This window comes from Fretibacterium fastidiosum (assembly GCF_000210715.1).
In the GTDB taxonomy this organism is placed as follows: domain Bacteria; phylum Synergistota; class Synergistia; order Synergistales; family Aminobacteriaceae; genus Fretibacterium; species Fretibacterium fastidiosum.
The window spans coordinates 2,115,279-2,122,739 of record NC_021038.1; the positions used below are offsets into that span (position 1 = coordinate 2,115,279).

6 protein-coding genes are annotated in these 7,461 nt (G+C 63.6%); all 6 read right to left on the bottom strand.

The window, feature by feature from the left end; translation table 11 throughout:
- Positions 1-383: 383 nt before the first annotated feature.
- The 6 genes from SY1_RS09595 to SY1_RS09620 all read right to left on the bottom strand — a co-directional run bounded on the left by SY1_RS09595 (position 384) and on the right by SY1_RS09620 (position 7,281).
- Positions 384-2,018, bottom strand: coding sequence for a dipeptidase (locus tag SY1_RS09595; protein WP_015556898.1), 1,635 nt, complete (start codon positions 2,016-2,018; stop codon positions 384-386).
- A gap of 236 nt (positions 2,019-2,254) precedes the next feature.
- Entirely contained in the window at positions 2,255-3,421 is a 1,167-nt protein-coding gene (locus SY1_RS09600; RefSeq protein ID WP_015556899.1) for a M14 family metallopeptidase, read from the bottom strand.
- A gap of 12 nt (positions 3,422-3,433) precedes the next feature.
- A complete protein-coding gene (locus SY1_RS09605; RefSeq protein ID WP_208874077.1) occupies positions 3,434-3,613 on the bottom strand; it encodes a hypothetical protein in 180 nt (59 codons plus the stop codon).
- A 31-nt stretch (positions 3,614-3,644) separates the two neighbouring features.
- Positions 3,645-4,961, bottom strand: a complete 1,317-nt coding sequence (locus SY1_RS09610) for a C4-dicarboxylate ABC transporter (RefSeq protein ID WP_208874039.1) — start codon at positions 4,959-4,961, stop codon at positions 3,645-3,647.
- A 73-nt stretch (positions 4,962-5,034) separates the two neighbouring features.
- Positions 5,035-5,595 carry a DUF6305 family protein gene (locus SY1_RS09615; protein ID WP_015556901.1) on the bottom strand — a complete coding sequence of 187 codons (561 nt, stop codon included), beginning with the start codon at positions 5,593-5,595 and terminating at the stop codon, positions 5,035-5,037.
- A gap of 69 nt (positions 5,596-5,664) precedes the next feature.
- Positions 5,665-7,281, bottom strand: coding sequence for a dipeptidase (locus tag SY1_RS09620; RefSeq protein WP_015556902.1), 1,617 nt, complete (start codon positions 7,279-7,281; stop codon positions 5,665-5,667).
- Positions 7,282-7,461 lie beyond the last annotated feature (180 nt).

A 7,461-nucleotide genomic window follows, 5' to 3' on the forward strand; every position in this document is an offset into this window, starting at 1 on the left:
GAGGCCGGTCGTCTGGCTGAACCCCTCCGCCGCCCTTGGCGGCACCTCCCCTTTCAGGGGAGGCAATCCATATTAAACGCGATTTGATATGAGAGGTCGGCCAGTCGACGGATTCCCGCGGTCATTTGCTATGGTGGAGCGCGTTGCGCACGGGGTTGCGGAGAACGTGTCCACGGCAAAATACCTTTTCACGGGGCGAGGTTGGGGCGGAATTACCGTCCTGAATCCGGCTCCGGCAGGGATTCATGATCAGCTTCAGGGCAGAGTGTGGCCTGCGGCAGGAGTCTCTTGAAGTCCAGGTTATAAACGCAAGCCCCCCGTCCGACGACGGGGGGCTTGCGTGCGCCGCGCAGGGCGCGTCGTTCCGTTGACGCCGCAGGACCCTACTTCTTCGGCTCCGCGTCCTGGTCGCCGAAGCCCACGGCCTTAAGCCAGTCTGTCGGGTAGCCCAGGGGCTCCATCGTGTCGGCGGTGATCCTGTAGCCGTCGTTGTACTTGCCCACAAGCGTCCAGGCCAGCGCCCACCAGTCCCGGTCCACCAGCTTCATGTTGTCGTCCACGTGCTTCGTGATCATCTCGGAGGCCTTCTTGGGGTCCTTCTTGTAGAGCTCGGCGGCCTTCTTCTCGAAGTCGGCCTGTTCCGCGAAGAACTTGCCCTCGAGGCGCTTCTGCTCGGCGCGGACGTCGCCGATCATCGCGGCGAAGTTGAGGTCCGCCCAGTTGCCCACGAAGTTGAACGCCCACCAGGTGGACTTGGGGTCGAACTTGACGCGTTCGCCGGTGTTGTAGGACTCGGGAACCTCCTTCGTCCCGGCGTAGATGGGCATGTAACAGGTCGTGATCGGCTGGTCCTCGCCGAACCAGGCCACGGCCGCCAGGGGCTCCGGCAGGTTGTCGCGCACCTGGCCGACGAAGCTGTAGCTGCAGCGGAACAGGCTGATGCTGCGGTTCCAGTCGTTGCCCTTGCGGTCCTCAGGCTTCATGTCCTTCGTCACCGCGTAGCGCGTCGGGGTGCCGAACGGGCCGGCGGCAAGCCCCTTGGTCATGTCAAAGCGCGTGCCCTCGAGGACGTCACGGCAGAGCGCCATCAGGTCCTGGGGCGTCACGGGCTTGTCGGGCTTCTGGAACAGCGGGTACTGCTCCGCCGCGTCCTCAGCCAGCTTCACGCTGGGGGTGAGCAGGTTGTAGGCCCGCCACTCGCGGCGCTGCTGGTAGTAGGGGGAGCCGTAGGGCTCCGGGTTGTAGAGCTTGTGGAATACGAAGGGCTCGCCCTCCTTCCACCACCCCATGTCCTGAGCCACGGTCTTGACGTTCGAGGAGTACATGAAGTTGTCCTTGTCGTCGAAGTCGATCTCCGCGATGCGGGAGCGGTTGGAGCCCATGGCGTAGCTGTCGTCCGGGCACCGCACTGCCGCCCAGACCGCGCCGGGCTTGCCGCTCTCCGGCGTCCACAGGGGGCCGGGGCCGGTGATCTCAAACAGCCAGATCTCGTTCTTGTCACCAACGGTCAGGGCCTCGCCGCCGTCGGCATAGCCGTACTTCTCCGCCAGCTCGCCCATGACCTCAATGACCTCGCGGGCCGTCGCCCCGCGCTGGAGGCCAAGGACCTGCAGCTGCTCGATCATGAAGATGGCGTTCTGGCACTCGCTCTCCTCGCGCCCGCCCCAGGTGTACTCGCCCATCACGACGGACTTCTCGTTCATGATGGGGTAGCCCACGTGGAAGTAGGTGTAGGTCGTCTCCGCCTGCGGGATCTCCCCGACCTTCTTCAGCTCCTTGCCCGGCCGCGTCTGGTAGCAGATGTTGTGGTAGACGGGGACCATTTCGCCCTTCTTGTGTTTGCCGCCGGGTACGACCTTCAAGCGATGGTCATACCAGCCGTCGCAGGTGTAGGAGACGAGGACGGACCCGTCCGCCGTCGCCTTCTTGCCCACCATCACGGACGTGCACGCAAGCGCAGCAGCGGCCATCGTCAGGCACAGCACCACGCCCAGAACAAGAACCTTGATCAATCGCATGAACAACAACCTCCTGAAAAAAGTTGAGATACCAGGGCGCCGCACTGCCGCACCCTGTCGCCGCAGGAGACGAGCTCCTGCGATGAACGCAAGATAAACGCGCCAGCCGTCTGGAAACCTGCGGCCGTATCGCCGCTTCGGAGCGCCTCGCGCTAAAAGACCGGCGAGGCCGGACGGCCCTCCTGAATCAAGCCGTCGGGAGCGGCAGGCTCCCGTTCAGCCCTTTAAAGCCTTTTCTAATCGTAAGCGACGCCGCCCAGCGGGGCCTTCGTTGGGTCGTGAAAGAAGGATCCGACCCCTTTTTCCTTCACCTCCGCGTAGCGCGGAACGCCGGTCAGCACGATCTCCCGACCTGGCGTCATGGAGGAGAAGATATCCAGGCACTGAAGGAACGTCGAGAGGTGGCGCCCCACCCGCACGTCGATGTGCCAGCCGTTTTCGTCGATGGGGGCGTAGAGCAGCTTGTGCTTGCCCGCCTCCACCACGAACTCGTCTTTGCCCTCCAAAACCAGTTTTTGATCGGTGACGCCCCGGATGCGGTCCAGCAGGGGCTCCGCCACCTCATAGAGCATGGACATGGCCTGGGTGTGATCCCCCACCTCGCGGTGCGACAGGCCGTGCAGCGTCTTGGGGGAGAACTCCATCCCGATGGGCACCTCGAACTCCGTGCCCGTCAGGAGCATGGAGGCCATGGCCGCGATCTCCTGGGCCTTCTCATGAGCGACGATGGTGTTCTCCACGCTGTACTCCAGCTCCGCCTCGTGGAGGTCCACCACGACGTCCACGCTCTCCGCGCGGATCATCTGCGCCAGGCCGTAGGTGGTCCGCTCCACCAGCAGGCCGTTGGGCCGGCCCGGCCAGCAGCGGTTCAGGTTGCGGATGTCCATGTAGGCCAGCATCTGGCGGCTGGGGTAGTGCACGTAGACCTCCGGGTCCGGCCAGGAGTCCAGAGGGCTTCCGGAGCGGTCGCCAAGGCGCCAGGTCTTCTTTCCCCAAGGCGTCTCGATGTCGTAGAAGCTGGGGTAGGCCTCGCCGTTGCGCGAATAGAGGGAGCCGCTGGTGTTGGCCCGCGTCACGACGATCAGGCGGCCGGCTTCGGGCCTCGCGTTCTCCACCACGACCTGCGCGGCCAGGTTCGCCGCGGGCTCCTCCGGGTGGGTGCCGCCAAGCAGCAGGACGGTGCCACCGGGCTTGCCGCTGTCAAGGAAATAGAGGTTGCAGTCGTTGGCCGTGCCCTGCAGGGAAGGCTCGTACAGGCTCAGCTTCTGCACCTGCGTCACCCCGGGCCCCAGCGCGACCGGCTCCTTGTAGTGCCGCATCGCGTAGAACTCGGCCCCGCTCCAGGCCGCCGCCGCCGTGCAGAGGACGGCAGCCATCGCTTTAATCCACTTCAGTCTCTCCATCGTCGTCGCCCCCTACTTGATGTGCAGAAAGCGCAGGACGAAGGGGATGAGGATCACGGCGTAGAGGACGGCTTCCTGCGGATCGCGGGTCCTCTTGAAGTTCCACGCCAGAGCGCAGGCGAAGAGAAGCGTCATGGCGTAGTAGCCGTAGGTGATCACCTGATTGATCAGGATCATCAAAGCATCGTTCATCATTATACCTCCAGACGGGTTGTCCCACGGGTTATATGGCCAGCAGGGAGAGCTCTTTGCTGTAGATGAGGAAGAGCGTGCAGCAGATGGCCACGAATGCCATGGGGACGAGGCACGCCGCGACGAAGTCGGAGTAGTAGCGTCCCTTGTAGTTCAGCTCCATCACCGAGGCTCTGCCGATGACGGCCGTCGGCGGCAGGCAGTCTCCCAGCGGCCACAGCACGGCCATGGCGGACATGGCCACGATGGGGTTCATGTTCTTCATGTTGAAGAGCATGATCAGCGGGACGCCCAGGAGCGGGGCCACGGCGTACTGAAGGATGCCCTCGGAGATGGGAAGGATGATGAAGAGCGTTGCAAAGAGCGTCGAGAGCGGTAAGATCACGACGTGCAGCGAGATGACGCCCCGCGCGCCGGAGAGGGCCAGCACCTGGATCAGCGCGCCCACCACCACCATGATCCCCACGAGGGGCAGGAGCTTGTGGATCGTCTCGCACAGGATCTCCCACACGTCGAGCTTCACCGGCGAGAGGACCCAGACGGAGAACGCGGAGATCATGAAGATCATGGGCAGGCCCACGATCGGGAAGTCGAAGGGCCAGATGCGGCCCGCGGCCAGCAGGCCGCCGAAGACCACGAAGGGGATCAGGACCCGCAGCCAGTTCATGCCGGCCGGAGCCTCCGGCAGCCTCTCCAGGGCCTCCTCCCCCGCTGCGGCACTGCCGCGCCCGGCGAGCCAGAACATGGAGAACAGGGCTCCGGAGATCGAGAGCACCGCCAGGGGCCCGTTGAAGCCGACGTAGGGCATGTTCGCCCCCGCAGCGGCCATCATGGCCCACAGGTTGATGGGGGGCGCGGCGGCGCTCATGGCCGCCGTCATGAAGATGGCCGCCGTCTTTCGGGTGTCGTCCACCCCCATGGCGGAGAGCACGGAGCCGACCAGGGCCCCAACCGTCAGGACGCTCGTCGCCCCCGACCCCGTCAGAGCGCCAGGGATCAGCATCACGAACGTCAAGAGCAGCAGGCAGATCACGCGGCGGGCGTGAAAGGCCCTCACGATGCGGCGCACGATGAAGGCCACGCCGCCCGACTCCTTGATCAGGGCCATGAAGAACGTGGCGCTGATGAAGATCAGGCAGACGTCAAAATAGGTGAAGGTCCCCTCCACGATGTGGCGCAGGGGGAACTCTCCGAAAGCCGCTCCCCCCGCCGGCCAGGCCGCGCAGTGGTAAGCGGCGGCGCAGCAGGCGGAGAGCAGCATGGAAAGCTCCGTGGAGAGCCGAAGCGCCTTCGCAACGAGGAAGACCGCGACGACGATCCCCAGGATGGTGTAGGCATGAGAAAACATCAATGTTCTGGACGCCTCCTTTTTCGAGACTAAAAATTGGGGAGGGCGCAGAGCGCCCGCCCCAATCGGTATCCTACTTCAGCTCCGCCAGTTTGGCACCGATGCCCAGAGCATCCTTGACGACGATCAGCTCCTTGCCCAGCTCCTTGGCGTAGTTCGTGAAGAACCCGTCGCTGTCGCTGTCCTGAATCACCAGGATGACGTCCGCCAGAGGAATGATCGCCTTGATCGTGGCCTCGTCCGAGGCGTCCGTTCGGCGGGCCATGCCCTCGATGTGGGCCCCGATGACGAGGATGCCCTTCTCCTTGGCCGCCTTGATCAGCGCCGTGCAGCGGGCGATCTCCTTGTCCACGTCCGTGCCGGCCGCGCCCATGCCCTTCATGCTGGTGCCCGTCGTCACGACGAGTGTCTTACAGTCCATCCCCGCGATCTCCTCCGCGGTGAGCGTCTTGCTGGCCTCGACCGGGGTGACCTTCGCCTGCATGGCCGACATCTTGACCATCATGGCTCCGGGGCTCTGCCCGCAGGTCGTCGCGACGATGGGAGTCTCCACCTTCGGCAGCTCCGCGGCAAAGGCGGAGGCGGCCGTCAGGCAGAGGGCCAGAACCAACAGAAACAAACCCTTACGATTCATTCACACGATCTCCTTTCAAAATGTGGAACCGACTGTTAAAACGCCCAAACCCAAACGCCCGAAGGGGCGCTAGCGGTTGTTCGTGTACTTCGCGATGCTGGAGAAGTCGAGGTCCCAGTAGGCCTTCTCGGCACGGTCCATGCACTCGATGGTGTACTTCGTCAGGAACTCCGACGCCTTCTCCGGAGACTCCTTATAGAGGTCGGCCGCCCGCTTCTCCACCTCGGCCTGCTTCTTGAAGAAGTCGTCCTCGATGGGGTTCCGCACGGCCTCGAGGTCCTTGATGGCCTCCTGGTAGCGCCAGTTCACCACGTCGTCCTGGAGCATGAAGGCCCACTGAGCGCAGTCCAGACTCAGCTTGTCGCGGTCGAAGTGGGACTTCCAGCTCTCCTTCGTGTCGCGGGTTCCGGTGTAGACAGGCACGTAGAGGGTATGGGCCGGGTTGTCGTACCCGAACCACATCACGCCGCCCACCGGCTCCGGCAGGTCCTTCCGCATCTGGGAAACCCAGCTGTAGGCGCAGGCGTTGGTCGCGATGCTTCGGGAGTAGGGGATCTTCAGCAGGTTGCGCTGCAGGCGGGTGGGGAAGGGGGTCGTCAGCGGGCTGAGCTCCGCAACACCGTCCTTGCCCTCCACGATCCAGGCGGGGTCCATCGTCATGTCGAAGGGGCTGCCCTTGTGGTAGCCGCGGATGAAGCCCATGATGTCGCGGACGGAGAGCTTCTTCTCCGGCTTGATGGAGAAGGGGTAGGCGTTGACGGGTGCGTAGGGGTCCCACTCGCGGCTCGGTGCGAGGGCCTTGTGGATCGTGTAGAGGCGATTGCGAATCCAAAGGGAGCTCAGGGCCCAGTCGTCGTTGCCCGTGGCGGGGGAGTAGGCGGCCTGGAAGTCGAAGGGCTGGCCGCTGTCGGGGTCGTAGAGCTTGTTGTCGATGGCGTGCTGCATGTAGTTGTCCGAAACGATGAAGTTCTTCGTGTCCTTGGGGTCGATGAAGCGGATGCGCGCGATGTTGGGGACGACCACGACCTCGTCGTCCGGCACGCGCTGGGCCGCCCACACGGAGCCCGGCTTGCCGCTCTCCTGCGTCCAGCCGAAGCCCGTGCTGAACACGTGGAATATCCAGGCCTCGTCCGGGTCGGTGATGGTGAGGCACTCGCCCTCCGTGCCGCAGGAAGGCATGAAGCCGTACTTCTGCGAGAGCTCTCCGATGACCTGAATGGCCTCCCGCGCCGTCTTGGCGCGCTGCAACGCGAGGACTTCCAGCTGCTCGATGGCCAAGAGTGCCCTGCCACCGGGCATGGTCTTCAGGATCTCCTTCTGGCCGATCGTGGTCTCCCCGATGGCAACGCGGTGCTCGTTCATCGCGGGATATCCGACGTGGAAGTAGCCGTAGGTTTCGGCGACCTGGGGAATCTCCCCAACCTTGACCCAGCCGCCCGGCTCCTCGCCGACGATGTTGCGATAGACGTCCATGTTGGTCCCCGAGGGGTACTTCTGGCCGGGGATGAAGCGGATCTGGGCGTCGTAGTAGGCCCCGTCCGCCGTGTGACAGGTCATGACGGACCCGTCGACGGACGCATCCTTGCCGACCACCACGTCGGTGCAGGCCAGCGCAGGGACAAACGACAGCAAACACAACGCCGAACACAGAAACGTGCGGAACAAACTGCGTCTGGAACGAAACATGCCAAAGATCTCCTTTCTTGAGTTATACGGTTGAAAAGAAAATGCACGCCGCCGGGAGCCGGTCGTCCTCCGTCCGAGTCTCCCGATCTCCATACATTATATCAGCATTTTTCCTGAATTTCATATCCCTGAATTCCGAATTTAACGATGATATTAAAACAATTTAAAAAAATCATTTTT

Bases quoted from the DNA above. Each gene is read 5' to 3' on its own strand.
- SY1_RS09620 (WP_015556902.1), bottom strand. From the start codon at position 7,281: ATGTTTCGTTCCAGACGCAGTTTGTTCCGCACGTTTCTGTGTTCGGCG.
- SY1_RS09610 (WP_208874039.1), bottom strand. From the start codon at position 4,961: ATGTTTTCTCATGCCTACACCATCCTGGGGATCGTCGTCGCGGTCTTC.
- SY1_RS09615 (WP_015556901.1), bottom strand. From the start codon at position 5,595: ATGAATCGTAAGGGTTTGTTTCTGTTGGTTCTGGCCCTCTGCCTGACG.
- SY1_RS09600 (WP_015556899.1), bottom strand. From the start codon at position 3,421: ATGGAGAGACTGAAGTGGATTAAAGCGATGGCTGCCGTCCTCTGCACG.
- SY1_RS09605 (WP_208874077.1), bottom strand. From the start codon at position 3,613: ATGAACGATGCTTTGATGATCCTGATCAATCAGGTGATCACCTACGGC.
- SY1_RS09595 (WP_015556898.1), bottom strand. From the start codon at position 2,018: ATGCGATTGATCAAGGTTCTTGTTCTGGGCGTGGTGCTGTGCCTGACG.